The sequence below is a fragment of the Undibacterium sp. TC4M20W genome (assembly GCF_049340245.1).
Classification (GTDB): domain Bacteria; phylum Pseudomonadota; class Gammaproteobacteria; order Burkholderiales; family Burkholderiaceae_D; genus Undibacterium.
Map to the genome: position 1 here is coordinate 209719 of NZ_JBMPPI010000004.1, position 16369 is coordinate 226087.

A 16369-nucleotide genomic window follows, 5' to 3' on the forward strand; every position below is an offset into this window, starting at 1 on the left:
ATGACAAAACACGACATCGTCGAACGTATTTACAGCAAATATCAGGGTGATTTGACCAGAAATGTAGTAAAAGACATCGTTAGCTTCGTCTTTGACGAGATAGTCCGCGAAATGGTGGAAGACGGCGAAGCCAAAATCAGCCGTTTTGGCACCTTCAAAGTAGCTGAAAGAAATGCCAAACAAGCCAGAAACCCACGCACTGGTGAACCTGTCATGATAGAAGACCGCAAAGTTCCCAAGTTTAAACCCAGCCGTTATCTGCAGAACAAAGTCAATAATTTGCCCGTGGATGACATCAAGGAAGACGACGATTGAGCGAGGATCAGGTCTGGCGATATTCGCTGGCTGTACAAAACGGATGCTGCGGCGTCCGTTTTTTTTCGTCTTTCACACTGTAACACTAGAACCCGGCAAAATATTGCCGCCATTAAGAGCAATCGTAGCCTGTCATTCAAGTGTGGTTTTCATGGTTTTAATTCTTAAAACGTTTTTTACTTTTGTTCGTATATTTATTTGTAAAATAAAAAGCATCGACGTATAATTATTGTCATCAAGTCTGTCATGAGTGCTTTTGCTTTCCCTGTTGCCGGCAACAAAAATCAAGTGAACCATGCATGGTGCGGACTTTCTGGATTTATAGGCAAGTCAGAACTACAGTTACTTCTTGCGTTGGCGATGCGCACGCTAGTCTGGATTATTTTTAAAATTCTGATAATAATCCGTATGCAACACTATTAATCACAGTCATTCTGTAACGCGTTCTGGTCGCTTCAAGACATGCGTTCCATGCAAATCGGGTAAGACATGAAATTCTCGAAACGAAGATTTACAGGATTTTTGATGGCAATCGCCTTACAAACACAATTGGGATCTAGCGCAATGGCAAATGAAGAAGAATTGAAATTTACTACACACGATATTGATGTCAAGGTGTTCAGTGCCAGTGATGTGTATATCGTTTATGCAGGCTCACCGCACAGACTCAGCTTTGGCAAGACATTCAGGGCAAAGACGCCAGAAGACCTTAGCCGTTTCAAGTGGGGTACCTCGGGCAGTTATCATGCTTTTTCAGGCCCGGTAGAAATGGAATGGCGCTCTCAGGATGGTACGCCATTCAAATATTCGCTTGATCTGGATGCAATATTCAAAGACAGAAAAATTCTGCATACAGAAGAGCTGTCCAAACTGTATAAAGCCGAGCCTGTATATGGTGGCAAGCCAAACATCATCATTGAAGTGAACGACCGCACCGTGAATGTATATATGTTCGTGACAATGCGCCTGGAAAAAGATGAGCAAACGCGTGAGCACCGTGATCATCTGACACTGGCCTTTTCCAAGACTTTTTGACCTTGATTTCCCATGACCGATAAATCTGACGGCGTTGATGTTAAGCAGGCTACTCCTGAGCAACTGGCCACCTATACCAAGGCAGAGGCACAGATCAATGCCTTCGAGGTTCCGCAACTCTATGATGCCAAGGACCCGGATGCTCGCGTATTCGTTGCCCTGTTTGACGGTACAGGAAACGATGCCATCAAAGATCCCAAGCACATCACCAATGTCGGGTTGCTGAAAGAGCAGGTCGAAAACGCCAGGATGGACAACCCCAACATCGCCTTTTACTATAAGGAAGGGCCGGGTACTCAGGGCGGACTTAAGGGAGTGATAGATGGAGCGACAGGCGGCACTTACCAGGAGCGCCTGGAAGAGATGTATCAAAAATTTGATATACAGTCTGCCGCCTGGTTGCAAGAAAATCCCCATGCCAGGATCAGCGTAGTTTCTGTCGGTTTCAGCCGTGGTGCTGAACAGGCAGCAGGTTTTACCCGTATGGTGGATGAGAGAGGTGTTCAAAATCCGGATGCCAGAAAAGTAGAAACTTATCCGCTGGCACTTGGCCTGAAAGAGGACAAGGTGACATTCACGGCGCCACCCTTGCAGGAACCCGGCAAGCAAGCCCAGGCCCTGGCCATGTATGATCCGGTTGCGACGGGTGCTCCGGAGCATAAGGACAGGCGGCCAGCCGACTCCGTCATCAGCGGTCTGCAAATCAAGGCGGGTGACGAGCATCGCTCCCTGTTCCCGGCAGATAACATCATTCCGCAGGGCCTGTCGGCTGACAAGCGCTTCCTCGGTGTGACGACCGCCGGCTGCCATAGTGATATCGGTGGCGGTTATGAACTCAATGGTCTCTCTACACGTAATTTTAATCTGATGAGCGGTTTCCTGAATGCCAGCCTGGGTTCATCATTGATTGCGAAGCGCGAAGTACCGGTAGAGCCAGAGAAAAGCGTCATCCATGATTCCACTCAACATAAATTCTTTTACCGCAGGGTAGAAGAACGCGGGACTACCGCTAAACAAGATCCGGATGGCAAAGCAGTTGAACCTGTGGACAAGAAGCTGCTGGAACAGTTTAGCAGTAGTATCAAACCAGTCGCAGCAATACGTCCCGGTGCGGACATGAATGTATTGAGTGCTGACGACAGCCCATCCAGCCGGCTGTTGTCACGCACACCTGAAGCTGCCAAACCAGTACAGCCCAAGCTGTAGACGCCATTTACAACAGCAAAAATACCTGCAGGCAAAATTTGGTCTAAGATCATTCTTTTTACATCAAGCCCGGAGCATGCCGGGCTAAATCAACATAAAAGGATGACAATGAACAAGCTGCCTGACGCCGTTGCTGCCTCCCTGCAAACCTGGCATGAAATGATTGCCAATAAAGACCTGAGTGCCTTGCCATCCATCGTGCATGCAGATGCGGTCTTCCGTTCTCCGATGGCGCATCAGCCTTATGCCAGCGCCCAGGCGGTCGTATTGATATTGGGTACTGTCGTCAAGGTATTTGAAAATTTCACTTATCACCGTGAATTGTCTTCTGATGATGGCTTGAATATCGTGCTGGAATTCAGTGCCAGTGTCGGTGACAAGAAGCTCAAGGGTATAGACATGATACGCTTTGATGCTGATGGCAAGATCGTTGACTTTGAAGTCATGGTCAGGCCCATGAGTGGCTTGCAAGCGCTGGGTCAGGAAATGGGCGCGAGGCTGGCGCAATATTTGCCGGCCTACAAGGCAGGCAAATAAACTATTTGCGCACTACTTGCGCGCCTGGTTTTTCAAAAAGCGCATGAGGCTGCCCAGCACGGGTAGCTTTTCATACAATTCTTCTGCCGCATCCCAATAATCACGGTGAAAGCTCACCCGGCCATCTTCCGCAAAACGTATATGCGTGCTACCCCGTATGCATTGCGGTGCTGCATTGAAGTTTTTCATCGAAAATAAAAAATCCCAGACCAGAAAAGCGGTGTCACCCTGTAATACCGTAGAAGTAATGCGAAAGCGCGGCTCATGAACTTGCACAAACATGTGCTGGAAAACCTGGTTGATGGCTGGCAGGCCACGCAGCTCATTGAAGGGGTCTTTGAAATAGGCATCTTCAGTATAGACACCAGACAAGTCCTGGCAGGCCGGCAGTGTGATGGATTCAAAGAAGTTGACGAGCTTATTCAGGCTGGCTTGATGCTCTGTCTGGACTGGTACATGAGTGTTGGACATTTATAAACCTGTGACTTTATGGACCAGATAAAAATAACTGCGATAAGGGAGCAGACGCGCCAACCTTAACCAGTTTGTGAAGCGATGCGGGAAGTGGATGTGAAAGTCGCCCCTTTGCATACCTTTGACGATGGCTACCGCTGCTTCCGGTGCACTGATCATGGCAGGCATCTTGAAGTCATTTCCTGCGGTCATTGGTGTTTCTACAAAGCCAGGGTTGATCATATATACCGCTATATTTTTTGGCCGCACATCGAGGTACAGGGACTCACACAAATTGATGATGGCTGCCTTGGTCGGCCCATATACCAGCGCCTTGGGCAAACCTGACAGACCCGCAACTGAACCGACTATGCCTATGCCGCCTGAACTCTGCTGAAGTATGTCAGGCAAAATCACGTCAAGGCATTGATAGACGCCGCGCAAATTAATGTCTATCAATTGGTTAACTGCAGCCATATCAACACTGTCCGCGCGCATTTCATTGTAGCTGCCGGCAACGATGAGCACCAGATCGATGCTGCCCCATTTTTGCATCAGGCCTGCATGGCAAGCCACGATGCTGGCATGATCGCAGATATCCACTGCCACTGCTTCAGCCATGGGATAGTCAGCGGCAATTTTTTGTAGTTGTGCAAGTTTGCGGGCAGAAAGTGCGACCCTGGCACCCAGGGTCAGCAACAGCCTGGCAGTTTCTTCACCTATGCCGCTGGATGCGCCTATGATCCAGACACGTTTGCCACGCCAGTCGCGGATAACGGGGTTCATGGTGTGCTGTTACTACGTTTTGTGAAAGAGAGTGTCACGCTACCCAGCTCGACACCAAACTTGCGCATGATGGCGCGGTTGAGCATGACTTTGTCGTCCATCAAGACCATGGTGTCATCAAAATCGACATTGTAAACACTGCCATCAACCGGTAATGCCAATACATAATTCCAGTGCAGGGTGTTGCCTGATACCTGGCCTTTGGCCTCGCCTATCACGTCGGCAGCAGTGCCAGTAAATTGATTATCACCTGTTTTCTTCAAGGTCCAGATACGTTTTTGTTTGCTGCCATCCGAGTAACTGAAATCTTCATTGAGCGTGCCAATATCACCCGACCACTGACAATCCATAACGACCGTAAAACGTTTGACGATGGCACCTGACCTGTCCTGGAACATACCCCAGGCATCCAGCTTGCCATTGAAATAGCTTTGCATGTCCAGCTTTGGGGTTTCGTTACGGTAGCGGCCAGGCTCATATTGACTGGCACAGGATGTCAGCAGCATGATCAGCGCTACATTCAGGCTGGAGAAGAACAGCCGGTATTGACGATGGAACGTACGTGTAAACATATATCTTCCCGTGGTGGTGATTGGCTGGCAGGCGTTAGCCAGCAGCGGCTTTTCCTAACAGCTTGGTGCGCAAACTTTGGGCGGAAGTATTTTTATCCAGCCAGATCGCAAAGAAAGCGTGAGCGAATTCGGCATCGCGTATCTCGCCCAGCAATTTTCCATTCAGGTAAAACCGCGCAGCCTCGTTTGGTATATGGATGCCGGTGATATGCGTGCCCTGTTTGACGTCAGGAAAAATCTTCTTCATCTGCGCTAGCCAGCGTTCACGCTTTTCTGCTGTACCCAGTTTGAGTTTTTCTATTTCATCTATGCTGGCATCGGCGATTTTTCCACCATACAAGTTGCGGGCATAGGCCAGGTCGAGCGCAAATCTTTGTGGCTTGTCGCTGTCTGGTTTATAGCCTTCGGGTGAAGACCACAAGCTCGCGTCATAAATATGCAGGCCGAACCAGCGAAAACTGCCACTGCCCTGCAAACTGGCTTGCGGGATTTCTTCACTGATATGCGCTGGTGCTGTAGTGGTGGCTTTATCCTCTGCATGCACAAACAATGCTGCAGATGAAAGCAGCAGTAACATAAAAAAGCCGCGCGCAAGCAATCGGGTATTCATTTTTTTCTCAATGTAAATTGCGTGACATTGATACTGCCAGCGCGAAAACCAGCTTCACAATATGCCAGGTAAAATTCCCAGGTACGCAGGAACTCATCATCAAAGCCCTGCGTCTTCACCTGCGCCAGCTTCTCCATGAAGGCATGGCGCCAGTGCAGCAGCGTGCGTGCATAGTCGAGGCCAAAATTATAGGTATCCAGTACTTCCATGCCGTAGCTGGCAGCCATGGCGTGGAATTTTTCTATCGATGGCAACATGCCACCAGGGAAAATGTACTGCTGTATAAAGTCGGTACCTTTGCGATAGCGGTCAAATAATTCATCCGCAATGACGATGCTTTGCACGCAGGCGCGGCCACCTTGTTTCAGATTGCGTTGCAGGCATTCAAAATAGCCGGGCCAGTAAGCCTCACCAACAGCTTCAAACATTTCTATCGAGGCGATGGCGTCATAGCTGCCGTTTGCATCTCGGTAATCTTCTATGCGCAAATCACTTTGCGCATGCAGACCGGCATGATGCAAGCGTGCATGGGCATATTGCAGCTGTTCAACAGACAGCGTCAGTCCGGTGACGTGTGCACCGGCATCACGTATCGCCATCTCGGCAAATCCACCCCAGCCGCAGCCTATTTCCAGTACTTTGGCATTTTCTGGTAAAGCCAGTTGATGCAGTATGCGGCGGTATTTTGCTTGCTGCGCTTCTTCCAGTGTCTGTTCCTGCTCGTCAGAATAAATCGCGCTGGAGTAAGTCATTGAGGGGTCTAGCCACAGCTTGTAGAATTCGTTGCCTATGTCGTAGTGCGCATGAATGTTTTTCTTGCTACCTGTGCGGGAATTGCGGTTCAGCAGATGCTTAAGTCTATAAATAAGATTACCCCACCAACTGCCGTAGATGACGCTTTCCAGTTGCTGGCGATTATGGGAAATCAGTTCTATCAGTCCGGTCAGGCTGCTGGTCGTCCAATGGCCATTGATGTAGCTCTCGGCAAAGCCGATATCGCCTGACTTGAGCACGGCGCGATACAACTCCCAGTCTTTCAGATGCAGGCTCACATGCTGCCAGCCTTCTGATGTGCGGCCAAAGCTTGCCGTCTGGCCATCAGGAAATTGTATGGTCAGACAACCGTGCTCAAGTTTGTTAAGCAGGCTTAACACGAACCTGGCTTGCGCCGGGAAATGCTTGCTGTTCAGTGGAGCATTTTGTGCCGTATTATTGTTGGCTGCAGATGCGCCAGAAGTTAACGAGGGATGTAGGCTGCTCATCGGCTTAACTCTTCAGTAGGGGGAATAGGTTTGGAGATAAACGGTACGCGCTTGATCCACAGACGCAGTGCTTGCAAATGAATGCGCAGCACCACACCCATAGTCATGAAGGGATACCGCAACATGACCCGGGCTATGCCTGCATTGCTCATGCTCTGCTCACGTCCAGACACGCTGGTCAGCAGTAAGGGGCCTTCTGCATCTGCATAGTCAATGCGAGCCAGGTGTTTTCTGTGCGGAGAATCTTGTCCGAGAATATCCTGTTGTGCCTGCATGAAACGAAAGCGATAGTTGCCCTCGACCTTGCAAAATGGCGAGACATGAAAAATTTTCCTGGCTTGTAATTCTTCGCCATTGGCCAGTTTGCCGCCTTTTTCCAGCAGGTATAAATGCTTTTCACCAAAGGTATTGCGTACCTCGCACACTATGGCTCGCAAACTGCCATCCTGACGATGACAAAACCAGAAAGACACAGGATTAAACACATAGCCAAACACGCGCGGGAAGCATTGCAACCAGATATCACCATCGGCATCTGCAATGCCTTCGCTTTGCAGCAAAGCATCTATCCATTGCACCAGTGGCTGGCTTGCGTCACCATGATCACGTTCATGAAAAGACAGGGCATTAAAACGGTTGACAGAAAACAGCGCTGGCGTACTCATATGGTTAATGTTACGTACAGGCACCCGGATAAAAAACACGCCATAACGAAAAGCATTTTTTGCCGGACGCAAACGCTTATGCATCACTTCGCCAGTGCATAAAATGACAGTTGATGTGGGGGCGGGTGCGTTCATGTTCAGGCCGCGCGTATCATGCGTTCGTAAGCAGCGTCGGCGCGGGAGAGTATGCTTCCTGCCACGCGCAAGCCAGATTTCAAGCCATCTTCATGGAAACCATAACCTGTCCATGCACCGGCAAACCAGATGTTTCTCCTGCCCTGGATATTCGCCAGCTGGTTTTGGGCGTTGATGGCCATCGCATCAAATACCGGATGAGAGTAATCAAAGCTATCGATGATGCTGGCTGCGGCTGGTTCTGTAATAGGATTCAGGGTGACGATGACCGGTGTCTTGAAAGGCAGGGGCTGCAATTGATTGATCAGGTAATGTACGCAAACACGTGGCTCGCTACCGCTTTCGCTTTGATAATTCCAGGCCGACCAGGCCTTTTTATTTTCAGGTAAAACGCTGGCATCGGTATGCAGTACAGCACGGTTGGGCTGGTATTTGACAGATGACAGAATCTGGCGCTCTGCCAGATCAGCATCTGCCAGCAACTTCAGACTTTGGTCACTATGGCTGGCGAACACGACATGCTCAAACACCTGGGTGCCGTGCTCAGTTTGTACAGCAATGGCACCCTGGGCTTTTTCACGCACGCTTAATACCGGGGTTTGCAGATGCTTGTGTGCGATGCCCGGCAAAATCTTTTCTACATACTGTCTCGCACCACCTTTGACGGTTTGCCATTGCGGCCTGTCATTCACTTGCAGCAAACCGTGGTTATGGCAAAAATTGACGAATGATGACAGTGGAAAAGCCATCATCGTCTCGGTAGGACAAGACCAGATACAGGCTGCCATTGGCAGCAAATACCAGGTGCGAAATTCTTTGCTATAGCCATTCTGATCCAGGAAGCTGCCCAACGGCTGCTTGAAGTCTGGATGCTCCTGTGTTGTTGCCAGTGCAGTTGTCTGCTTATTGAAGCGCAGGATATCGCGCAACATGCGTATGAAGGCCGGGTTCAGCAGATTGCGGCGTTGAGTGAATACAGTATCCAGGTTGGCACCTGCCCATTCCAGCAGGCGGCTGCCGTTTTTACCAAGCGGCATCTTGACCGAAAAAGACATGTCCGTCGCAACCGTGGCGATGCCCAATTCCTTGAATAAGTTGACGAGCTTGGGATAGGTCTTGTGGTTAAACACCAGAAAACCGGTATCAACACCATAAGTCTGGCCTTCGAGACTGACATCGACGGTATGGGTATGCCCGCCAAAATAATCATTGGCTTCAAACAGGCTGATTTCATGTCCTGCTTTAGAAAGCTCGTATGCGCAAGACAGGCCGGAGATGCCGGAACCGATGACAGCGATTTTCATAGTCTGATTATGCTGATGATTAATAAATAAGAGTAAATAAGAATGTCAAAAAATACATTTGTTGTAAAAATGGTACTTTCAGCGAATTGCGTGAGATGTGCATGCATCGTGCTGTCTGACGTACTTATTTATACATACGCAAAACCCGCCTGTTTGGATTCAATCCTGCTCCATGTCCGTTTCAAGCTCTTTACTCAATTCCCTAGTGGCAGAGCAAGAAAAATCACTGGTAAAAAAACTGTGCTCAGTTAGAATGTGACTATGAATTTCAATTTGTGACTGATCAGTCACAAAATATACTACAAAGTTTTTATTTGTGCAGAAAAAATAATGGAAATCCGGATTCCCTTTAAAAAACAACAGTTTGATGCGCGGGAAGAAGCCATCATTGATGCCGTCAATCGCCTTTTGTCAGAAAAAGGCTATGACTTGATGACCATGGACCATGTCGCCGATGCGGTGGGCATCGCCAAGGGCAGCCTGTACAAACATTTTTCTTCCAAGGAAAAGCTGGCAGGAGCTGCCATGACGCGGCTCTTGAAGGCGACTCAGGCTGAGCTCGATACTTTGGCGGACGACATGCCGGCAATAGACAAGATCAGACACATCCTGGCCTGGTCTTTAAGATTGCGTTTGCAAGGTGGCGTCCCGCATCTGCCCTCGACCAGCCTGGCCCTGCAACGCAGCCTGATGCTGAACCTTGATTACGTGATGGTGGCCTTGCGCGTCAACAAACGCTTTTATGCGTTGGTAGCAGAGGCCAGAAAGCAGGGCGCTTTGACACCGCTGGTGCCGGATGATGTGCTGGTCTATACCCTGTATTCACGCGCCTGTGACCCGACCATGGAATTTTTATTGCGTGACAAGCGCCTGACGCATGAGCAAATCGTCGATGCCATGGTGCATGCGACCATAGGCGGTTTTTTGTCGAATGAAGCGAGGAAAGCTTAAGTTGCTGAAGTTGATTCTTGTTTTGCTGCAGCAAGGCGCAAGGCTTCCTGCAAGACATTGATGTCACCGATGTGATTTGCCAGCAGCAAAATCAATCGTGCATTCAGTGCAGCACTGGCTTCGTCGCAGAGATCGCGATGGTTGTCTATCAATAGCTGATAAAAATCATCACCAGCACTGTAATCGCGTTGCGCTGATTTGTTTGGGTAATGAAAATTGGCTTGCAGGTTCAAAGGCATCATGCCGCTCCTGATGAATTGCCGCTAGCAGTTTGTACTGCCTGGCGTACCCGGTTAAGTTCAAACTGCTGCCAGCGTGCAGCCAGGTGCTGGTCAGGCCTGAGCAAGTGATAGCTGCCATTGCCAGCACCATAACGTTGTTGTAGCAGACCCTTGATGTCAGCCAGAACTTGGTGGCCATCAAGTGAACTTTCCTGTTTGCTGATGATGATCGTGGCTACTGGAATTGCCTCCTGTTCCAAAGCCTTGATCGCTGCCAGATGTGCATCAGGAATGTCAGATACAGCATCGCAAAAATACAGACCATGAAAAACTGGTCTCAAATAATCGATCAGAAAACCTGATTTGCGTTGATCAATGACTGGCCCATCTTCAAATGGCGCACCAGGCTGCAGAGCTGTATCAAACTCTTCGCTGTCTTCTGTATTCAAATTCGATTCCGACAAAATACTCGGTACTGACAAACGCCCGGAATTGACCAGTTTGCGCGCAAACACATGTTCCTGTGCCAGGCTTAATACTGCGTTCCTGAAGCATTTGCTGACAGCACTCTTGGGTGTGATGAAATCAGTAGAGCGTGTGGAATTCAGCAAGTTCTCATCCGCTGCAAATACGCGTTCATCGGAATACGTATCAAGCAGGCTGTGTGATGCTTTGCCATCAACGACCAGCTTGAGTTTCCACACCAGATTATCTGCATCCTGTATGCCGGAATTTGCACCGCGCGCACCAAAGGGTGAAACCTGATGTGCGGCATCGCCAGCAAACAGTACACGGCCATGACGAAATTTTTCCATGCGCCGGCACTGGAAGGTATACACGCTGACCCATTCGAGTTCAAATTCCCTGTCGTCCCCAAGCATGGCTTTGATACGTGGTATCACATTTTCGGGCTTTCGTTCTTCCACCGGGTCTGCATCCCAGCCCAGTTGAAAGTCTATGCGCCAGACATTGTCCGCTTCGCGGTGTAGCAATACCGATTGATTGGGATGAAAAGGTGGATCAAACCAGAACCAGCGCTCAGCCGGAAAGTCAGCTTTCATGACCACATCAGCAATCAGGAAGCGGTCCATGAAAACCTTGCCTTCGACTTCCAGCCCCAGCATCTGGCGCAAGGGGCTACGCGCACCATCGCAGGCGATCAGCCAGTCGGCTTGCATGCTGTAATCACCTTCTGATGTACTTACTTGCAAGGTAGAAAAATCATCCCCTTGCTCAATCGCAGTGACACGACTTTTCCAGCGTAATTCTACGCCAAGCTCCATCGCTCGCTTCACCAGAAAATCTTCCAGATAATATTGCTGCAAATTCACCATGCCAGGGTGTTTGTGATCAGGCGCAGGCAAGAGATTGAAATTGAATACTTCATCCTTGCGAAAGAAAGTACGTCCTACATTCCACTCCACACCCTTGTTACGCACTGCCGCTACAACACCCAGCCTGTCGAGTATCTCCAGTGTACGCTTGGCATAACACAGCCCGCGTGAGCCTACTGACACGGTATCATCATCATCCAGCACCAGCACATCCAGCCCCTGCAGCTTGCAATCTATCGCTGCCGCCAGACCCACAGGACCAGCACCGACGATGACAACTTTGCGGCGTGTGACTTCCTTCGTCTGCAACTCCGCTGGAGTCACAAAAGGGAATTTTTGATATTGATAAGTGCTAAGCAAAATGCGGCTCCAGTGACGACATTAAAGCTAAGGAAACTTTGGTCACCTATATACGTAGGAGCGGCTTCAGCCGCGAATAACCTGGACGGTAAAATTTTCGCGGCTAAAGCCGCTCCTACGAAATTAAGGATGTGTCAGTTCGGAAGTTTCTATGTGCAGGCAAGTCTTGAACTTAGCCCTCCAAACTCTTCCACATCTCTACATCCCGCTCCGCTGTCCACACCCGCGGATCAACATGTCCCGATGCCTCATCAAAAGCCCGCGTCACATCAAATGGCAGGCAGTGATCAAAAATCACCCAGTGGCCATACTTGGGTTTCAAGGCCGCATAAGTATTTTTGTAGATGGTATTCAAGTCATGCTGTTGCTGTTGTCCTGCCTTCACGCTGGTGAATAAATCACTGATGAACGAACGGGTTTCACTAAGACCCGCTGCCACCAGTTCTGGGGTAGTCAGGGCAGCGCCGCGACCAGGCACCAGCTTTTCAGCCTTCATTGCTTCCAGATTACTCAGGGTTTGCGGCCAGTCTGAATAATAGGCATCTCCCGCATAGGGTGTCGCACCAAATTCCACCAGGTCACCTGAGAACAAGACTTTTTCCTGTGGCAGCCAGGCTATGGTATCGCCCTTGGTATGGCCACGGCCTACCTGCATGAGCTTGACTTCCAGCTTGCCCAGCCAGATAGACATTTCACCCTTGAAAGTAATCGTTGGCCAGGTCAGGCCAGGTACGCTTTCAACATTGCGGAACAGGCGCGGGAAGCGGCCTATCTCGCTCTTCATATCGGCATCACCACGTTCGACGATGAGGTCGTAAGTATCGCGGCTGGCGATGATGTGCTCCAGACCCTCGGCCACATAGCCGCTGGCACCAAGTACACGCACTGCATGGTAATGCGACATCACGACATATTTAATCGGCTTGTCAGTGACTTCACGGATGCGTCTCACCACATCCTGCGCCATGATGGGGGTGGCCTGGGTGTCGATGACCATGACGGCATCGTCACCGATGATGATGCCGGTATTCGGGTCACCTTCAGCGGTGTAAGCGTAGGCATGTTCGGATAATTGCTGGAAGCTGACTTTCTTTTCTTCCAGATCAGCGTGGGAGGCAAATTGCTTGGTGCTCATGGGGATAACCTTTGAGATGTGTTGTACTCAAGACAGAGAAGATGTTATCAGATAAGAATAAGCATTAATTCGTTATTTGTAAATGCATTTGTTAATAGTAAAATGAATTCATGTTAATCAGGAGGCAGCCATGACAGAAAAAAACAAGGAAAGACGCGGCATAGGCGCCATAGAAGTCGGTGGCCTGATCCTGAATGCCCTGGTCAGCTCTGGTCGCGCCATGTCCCTGGGTGACCTGGCGCGTGAGAGTGGCATGCCATCGTCCAAGGCCCATGCCTATCTGGTCAGCTTTGGCAAACTCGGCCTGGTCGAGCAGGATGCGGCGACTGGTGCTTACCAGCTAGGCCCCTTTGCCTTGCAGATGGGCCTGGTCAGCCTGCAGCAAATGTCCCCCGTCAAACTGGCGATACCTGAGATCACCCGTCTTGCTGCTGCCACGGATCAGACTGTGGCGCTGGCGGTGTGGGGCAGCCATGGCCCTACCGTGGTGTATATCGCGGAATCGAGCAGACCCATCCATGTGAACATGCATGCGGGTTCGGTCATGTCCATGCTGGGTACGGCAACGGGGCTGGTATTTTCTGCCTTCTTGCCGCAAGCACTGGTCGATAAGGTGATTGCCAGGGAACTCAGGGATGAACTGGTGATAGGGCAGGCTGGCGTGCAGATGAAACCTCAGGATATCGCCAGCGTATTGGCAGAGGTAAGAGAGCAGGGGCTGGCGAGGGCGCAGGGTTTGCCCATACCGGGCATCAACGCCCTCAGTGCACCGGTCTTCAACCACACCCAGGCACTGAGCCTGGTGATTACTGCCACTGGCCCCAAGGGCAGTTTTGATACGGACTGGAATGGAGAGCTGGCACAGGCTTTGCGCGCCAGTGCCAGTGCAATATCACGTCAGTTGGGCCATGTGCCCAAGCTTTTATAAGGATCAATTCGCAGGAATTACTGCGCGGCCAGTGCTTTTTCTACGTCAGCAACCAGCTTCTTGTCATCCGGCGTGGTCACGCTGGAGTACGCCGCAACGACATTGCCTTTGCGGTCTATCAGATATTTATAAAAATTCCATTTTGGTGTCGTGCCCGTTGCCTTGATCAACTGTGCATACATAGGGTTGACATCCTTGCCCATGACAGAAGACTTGCTGAACATGGGGAACTTCACACCATAGGTATTGAAGCAAAAATCAGCAATTTGTTTGTCATTGCCTGGTTCCTGCTTGCCAAAATCATTGGAGGGAAATCCAAGTACCACCAAACCCTTATCGTTGTACTTGGCCGACATCGCTTCCAGACCTTCATACTGCTTGGTAAAACCACAGTAACTGGCAGTATTCACAATTAGCGCGACCTTACCTTTGTATTGGCAAAGGTCTTGTGGCGCTTCATCTTGCAGACGCTTGAATTTGTGGTTCAACACAGCCGGACAGGCATCTGCAGTATCCGCCCACGCTCCCAAAGAACAACTGATCAAACCCAGAAAAACAGCAACTTGAATTGGTGTGCGTCGCAACATGGCTAACTCCTGAAGAAGAGAATGTTATCTTAGCTCAGTCTTGAGAAAATATGTAGATTGAAGGCTAACTGCTTTATGGAATCCAGATATTGGCGTTTTACTAAAAGACAGGCGCAACAGGCAATTTATCTGGCTTAAGTTCACACTGAACTCCCGATTTACCTAGGTGCTTCTTTGTGTTTTTGTGCCTCTGTGGTGAGCTTTTCGGTTTTATCATCGCTTGCAACCATATACCAAAAACGTATATAAAACATCGAAACACTTCGTTTTAATTTATATAGAGCCGTTTTATCCTGTATTCCTCATAAAAATTATTACTTCCCTGGACTTAGAGATGACGATCAAAAAGATAATCCTCGCAACAAGCATCGTAGCAAGCTTTGCATCATTTGGCGCAGTAGCGGCAGACATCAATCTGCTCAATGTCTCCTATGACCCTACCCGTGAACTGTATCAGGATGTGAATCAGGCTTTTGCCAAGCAATGGAAAGCCAAAACCGGTGACAATGTCACCATCAAACAATCTCATGGCGGTTCTGGCAAGCAGGCGCGCGCTGTGATTGATGGCCTCGATGCTGATGTGGTCACGCTGGCACTGGCTTATGACACTGATGCGCTAGCTGAAAAAGGCTTGCTCGACAAAGCCTGGCAAAAGCGTTTGCCGCACAATGCCTCGCCTTATTCTTCTACTATCGTTTTCCTGGTACGCAAGGGTAATCCAAAAGGTATCAAAGACTGGGCTGACATCGTCAAGCCTGGTGTTTCAGTGATCACACCTAACCCAAAGACTTCAGGCGGCGCACGCTGGAACCATCTGGCAGCCTGGGGTTATGCGCTGAAACTGCCAGGTGGCAGCGAAGCGACGGCAAAAGAGTTCTTGTCCAAACTGTATAAAAACGTGCCGGTGCTGGATTCTGGCGCACGTGGTGCCACCACGACTTTTGTAGAGCGTGGCATAGGCGATGTCTTGCTGGCGTGGGAAAACGAAGCCCTGCTGGCGATCAAGGAACTGGGCCCGGACAAGGTGGAAATCGTCGCCCCATCGACCAGTATTCTGGCCGAGCCTTCGGTTGCCGTCGTTGATAAAGTAGCTGACCGCCGTGGCACACGCAAAGTGGCAGAAGCCTATCTGAACTATCTGTACACCGATGAAGGCCAGGACACGATAGCCAAGCACTACTATCGTCCGACCACAGAAAAAGCCTCGAAAAAATATGCAGCGCAATTCCCTAAAGTGAAACTGTTCACGATAGATGACACTTTTGGTGGCTGGACCAAGGCGCAAAAAGAGCATTTTGCTGACGGCGGTATCTTTGATCAGATCTATCAGCCAGGCAAAAAATAAGCTTTAGTAAAAACCGGAGGCAAGAACATGCGCATCTTACTGCTATCGGGAAGCCCGTCTTCCCCCTCACGTTCAGCCAGACTGCTGAATCACGTGGGTATCAAGCTCAATGAACTGGGGCAGCGTACCAGCAGTCTGCATGTCAGGGACTTGCCTGCCCAGGCTTTGATGCATGCCGACTTTTCTGATCCTGAACTGTCGACAGCCAAAAGCCTGCTGGCAAAAGCGGATGCGATCGTCATCGCTACACCGATCTACAAAGCGGCCTACAGTGGTTTGCTGAAAAGTTTCCTGGATATCCTGCCGCAGGATGGTCTCGCCGGTAAGCTGGTATTACCTCTCGCGACCGGCGGCAGCCAGTCACATATGCTGGCGCTTGATTATGGCTTGCGCCCGGTACTTGCGTCGCTGTCGGCCCGGCATGTCCTGCCCAGTATTTATGCGACAGATGCACAAGTGACCTGGTCAGAGCTGCATGGCCTGCAGCTGGATACGGCGATACAGCAAAGGGTAGAAGATGGTGTGCAGCTCCTGCTTGATAGCCTGAGTATTTTGCGACCATCAGTAAGAACAGAAGCAGAACTGGTTTTACCTTGTTGACCCTGGCAAAACATAGCCGCATTGCTAC

Annotated in this window: 19 protein-coding genes; 8 read left to right on the forward strand and 11 right to left on the reverse strand. The window is 49.9% G+C overall.

Translation table 11 applies throughout. The features are described from left to right. The 4 genes from ACO0LL_RS07235 to ACO0LL_RS07250 all read left to right on the forward strand — a co-directional run bounded on the left by ACO0LL_RS07235 (position 1) and on the right by ACO0LL_RS07250 (position 3093). Positions 1–315, forward strand: a complete 315-nt coding sequence (locus tag ACO0LL_RS07235; protein ID WP_422950213.1) for an HU family DNA-binding protein — start codon at positions 1–3, stop codon at positions 313–315. A 564-nt stretch (positions 316–879) separates the two neighbouring features. Then, positions 880–1350: a hypothetical protein gene (locus tag ACO0LL_RS07240; protein WP_422950214.1), complete on the forward strand. Its 471-nt coding sequence runs from the start codon at positions 880–882 to the stop codon at positions 1348–1350. 12 nt (positions 1351–1362) lie between these two features. Next, the gene (locus tag ACO0LL_RS07245) at positions 1363–2556 is read left to right on the forward strand and encodes a phospholipase effector Tle1 domain-containing protein (RefSeq protein ID WP_422950215.1); all 1194 of its coding nucleotides are present in this window, start codon (positions 1363–1365) and stop codon (positions 2554–2556) included. A gap of 108 nt (positions 2557–2664) precedes the next feature. Further along, the gene (locus ACO0LL_RS07250; protein ID WP_422950216.1) at positions 2665–3093 is read left to right on the forward strand and encodes a nuclear transport factor 2 family protein; all 429 of its coding nucleotides are present in this window, start codon (positions 2665–2667) and stop codon (positions 3091–3093) included. 12 nt (positions 3094–3105) lie between these two features. Here ACO0LL_RS07250 and ACO0LL_RS07255 read toward each other — a convergent pair whose 3' ends face one another. Genes ACO0LL_RS07255 through ACO0LL_RS07285 form a run of 7 tightly spaced genes read right to left on the reverse strand, consistent with a single transcriptional unit; the run spans position 3106 to position 8880 of the window. Next, a complete protein-coding gene (locus ACO0LL_RS07255) occupies positions 3106–3564 on the reverse strand; it encodes a nuclear transport factor 2 family protein (protein WP_422950217.1) in 459 nt (152 codons plus the stop codon). Beyond that, on the reverse strand, positions 3565–4332 hold the full coding sequence (locus ACO0LL_RS07260) for an SDR family NAD(P)-dependent oxidoreductase (RefSeq protein ID WP_422950218.1): 768 nt from the start codon (positions 4330–4332) through the stop codon (positions 3565–3567). Beyond that, on the reverse strand, positions 4329–4904 hold the full coding sequence (locus ACO0LL_RS07265) for a DUF3833 domain-containing protein (RefSeq protein ID WP_422950219.1): 576 nt from the start codon (positions 4902–4904) through the stop codon (positions 4329–4331). The genes ACO0LL_RS07260 and ACO0LL_RS07265 overlap by 4 nt, the downstream gene beginning before the upstream one ends. 34 nt (positions 4905–4938) lie before the next feature. Next, positions 4939–5514: a chalcone isomerase family protein gene (locus ACO0LL_RS07270; RefSeq protein WP_422950220.1), complete on the reverse strand. Its 576-nt coding sequence runs from the start codon at positions 5512–5514 to the stop codon at positions 4939–4941. Further along, positions 5511–6776 (reverse strand): class I SAM-dependent methyltransferase, encoded by a 1266-nt coding sequence (locus tag ACO0LL_RS07275; RefSeq protein ID WP_422950221.1) that lies wholly within the window; start codon positions 6774–6776, stop codon positions 5511–5513. The genes ACO0LL_RS07270 and ACO0LL_RS07275 overlap by 4 nt, the downstream gene beginning before the upstream one ends. Next, complete coding sequence (locus tag ACO0LL_RS07280) at positions 6773–7576, reverse strand: DUF1365 domain-containing protein (protein ID WP_422950222.1); 804 nt, start codon at positions 7574–7576, stop codon at positions 6773–6775. The genes ACO0LL_RS07275 and ACO0LL_RS07280 overlap by 4 nt, the downstream gene beginning before the upstream one ends. Positions 7577–7578: 2 nt before the next feature. Beyond that, on the reverse strand, positions 7579–8880 hold the full coding sequence (locus ACO0LL_RS07285; protein WP_422950223.1) for an NAD(P)/FAD-dependent oxidoreductase: 1302 nt from the start codon (positions 8878–8880) through the stop codon (positions 7579–7581). Positions 8881–9210: 330 nt separating this feature from the next. Here ACO0LL_RS07285 and ACO0LL_RS07290 point away from each other — a divergent pair, with 330 nt between their 5' ends. Beyond that, positions 9211–9831: a TetR/AcrR family transcriptional regulator gene (locus tag ACO0LL_RS07290; RefSeq protein ID WP_422950224.1), complete on the forward strand. Its 621-nt coding sequence runs from the start codon at positions 9211–9213 to the stop codon at positions 9829–9831. Here ACO0LL_RS07290 and ACO0LL_RS07295 read toward each other — a convergent pair. From ACO0LL_RS07295 to ACO0LL_RS07305, 3 genes are all read right to left on the reverse strand, one after another. Further along, complete coding sequence (locus ACO0LL_RS07295) at positions 9828–10070, reverse strand: DUF2783 domain-containing protein (protein WP_422950225.1); 243 nt, start codon at positions 10068–10070, stop codon at positions 9828–9830. The genes ACO0LL_RS07290 and ACO0LL_RS07295 overlap by 4 nt on opposite strands. Next, the gene (locus tag ACO0LL_RS07300; RefSeq protein ID WP_422950226.1) at positions 10070–11746 is read right to left on the reverse strand and encodes an FAD-dependent oxidoreductase; all 1677 of its coding nucleotides are present in this window, start codon (positions 11744–11746) and stop codon (positions 10070–10072) included. The genes ACO0LL_RS07295 and ACO0LL_RS07300 overlap by 1 nt, the downstream gene beginning before the upstream one ends. A 172-nt stretch (positions 11747–11918) precedes the next feature. After that, positions 11919–12881, reverse strand: coding sequence for an MBL fold metallo-hydrolase (locus ACO0LL_RS07305; RefSeq protein ID WP_422950227.1), 963 nt, complete (start codon positions 12879–12881; stop codon positions 11919–11921). Between the two features lie 130 nt (positions 12882–13011). Here ACO0LL_RS07305 and ACO0LL_RS07310 point away from each other — a divergent pair, with 130 nt between their 5' ends. Further along, on the forward strand, positions 13012–13809 hold the full coding sequence (locus ACO0LL_RS07310; protein WP_422950228.1) for an IclR family transcriptional regulator: 798 nt from the start codon (positions 13012–13014) through the stop codon (positions 13807–13809). A gap of 17 nt (positions 13810–13826) precedes the next feature. Here the strand turns inward: ACO0LL_RS07310 and ACO0LL_RS07315 are convergent, their stop codons facing one another. Further along, positions 13827–14396, reverse strand: coding sequence for a glutathione peroxidase (locus tag ACO0LL_RS07315; RefSeq protein ID WP_422950229.1), 570 nt, complete (start codon positions 14394–14396; stop codon positions 13827–13829). Positions 14397–14730: 334 nt separating this feature from the next. On the opposite strand from ACO0LL_RS07315, the gene ACO0LL_RS07320 reads away from it, so the two are divergent. Together ACO0LL_RS07320 and ssuE are read left to right on the forward strand one after the other, a co-directional pair. Next, complete coding sequence (locus tag ACO0LL_RS07320; RefSeq protein ID WP_422950230.1) at positions 14731–15741, forward strand: sulfate ABC transporter substrate-binding protein; 1011 nt, start codon at positions 14731–14733, stop codon at positions 15739–15741. A 27-nt stretch (positions 15742–15768) separates the two neighbouring features. Further along, positions 15769–16341 carry an NADPH-dependent FMN reductase gene (ssuE, locus tag ACO0LL_RS07325; protein WP_422950231.1) on the forward strand — a complete coding sequence of 191 codons (573 nt, stop codon included), beginning with the start codon at positions 15769–15771 and terminating at the stop codon, positions 16339–16341. Positions 16342–16369 lie beyond the last annotated feature (28 nt).

Bases quoted from the DNA above. Each gene is read 5' to 3' on its own strand.
- ACO0LL_RS07235 (WP_422950213.1), top strand. From the start codon at position 1: ATGACAAAACACGACATCGTCGAACGTATTTACAGCAAATATCAGGGT.
- ACO0LL_RS07240 (WP_422950214.1), top strand. From the start codon at position 880: ATGGCAAATGAAGAAGAATTGAAATTTACTACACACGATATTGATGTC.
- ACO0LL_RS07245 (WP_422950215.1), top strand. From the start codon at position 1,363: ATGACCGATAAATCTGACGGCGTTGATGTTAAGCAGGCTACTCCTGAG.
- ACO0LL_RS07250 (WP_422950216.1), top strand. From the start codon at position 2,665: ATGAACAAGCTGCCTGACGCCGTTGCTGCCTCCCTGCAAACCTGGCAT.
- ACO0LL_RS07255 (WP_422950217.1), bottom strand. From the start codon at position 3,564: ATGTCCAACACTCATGTACCAGTCCAGACAGAGCATCAAGCCAGCCTG.
- ACO0LL_RS07260 (WP_422950218.1), bottom strand. From the start codon at position 4,332: ATGAACCCCGTTATCCGCGACTGGCGTGGCAAACGTGTCTGGATCATA.
- ACO0LL_RS07265 (WP_422950219.1), bottom strand. From the start codon at position 4,904: ATGTTTACACGTACGTTCCATCGTCAATACCGGCTGTTCTTCTCCAGC.
- ACO0LL_RS07270 (WP_422950220.1), bottom strand. From the start codon at position 5,514: ATGAATACCCGATTGCTTGCGCGCGGCTTTTTTATGTTACTGCTGCTT.
- ACO0LL_RS07275 (WP_422950221.1), bottom strand. From the start codon at position 6,776: ATGAGCAGCCTACATCCCTCGTTAACTTCTGGCGCATCTGCAGCCAAC.
- ACO0LL_RS07280 (WP_422950222.1), bottom strand. From the start codon at position 7,576: ATGAACGCACCCGCCCCCACATCAACTGTCATTTTATGCACTGGCGAA.
- ACO0LL_RS07285 (WP_422950223.1), bottom strand. From the start codon at position 8,880: ATGAAAATCGCTGTCATCGGTTCCGGCATCTCCGGCCTGTCTTGCGCA.
- ACO0LL_RS07290 (WP_422950224.1), top strand. From the start codon at position 9,211: ATGGAAATCCGGATTCCCTTTAAAAAACAACAGTTTGATGCGCGGGAA.
- ACO0LL_RS07295 (WP_422950225.1), bottom strand. From the start codon at position 10,070: ATGCCTTTGAACCTGCAAGCCAATTTTCATTACCCAAACAAATCAGCG.
- ACO0LL_RS07305 (WP_422950227.1), bottom strand. From the start codon at position 12,881: ATGAGCACCAAGCAATTTGCCTCCCACGCTGATCTGGAAGAAAAGAAA.
- ACO0LL_RS07310 (WP_422950228.1), top strand. From the start codon at position 13,012: ATGACAGAAAAAAACAAGGAAAGACGCGGCATAGGCGCCATAGAAGTC.
- ACO0LL_RS07315 (WP_422950229.1), bottom strand. From the start codon at position 14,396: ATGTTGCGACGCACACCAATTCAAGTTGCTGTTTTTCTGGGTTTGATC.
- ACO0LL_RS07320 (WP_422950230.1), top strand. From the start codon at position 14,731: ATGACGATCAAAAAGATAATCCTCGCAACAAGCATCGTAGCAAGCTTT.
- ssuE (WP_422950231.1), top strand. From the start codon at position 15,769: ATGCGCATCTTACTGCTATCGGGAAGCCCGTCTTCCCCCTCACGTTCA.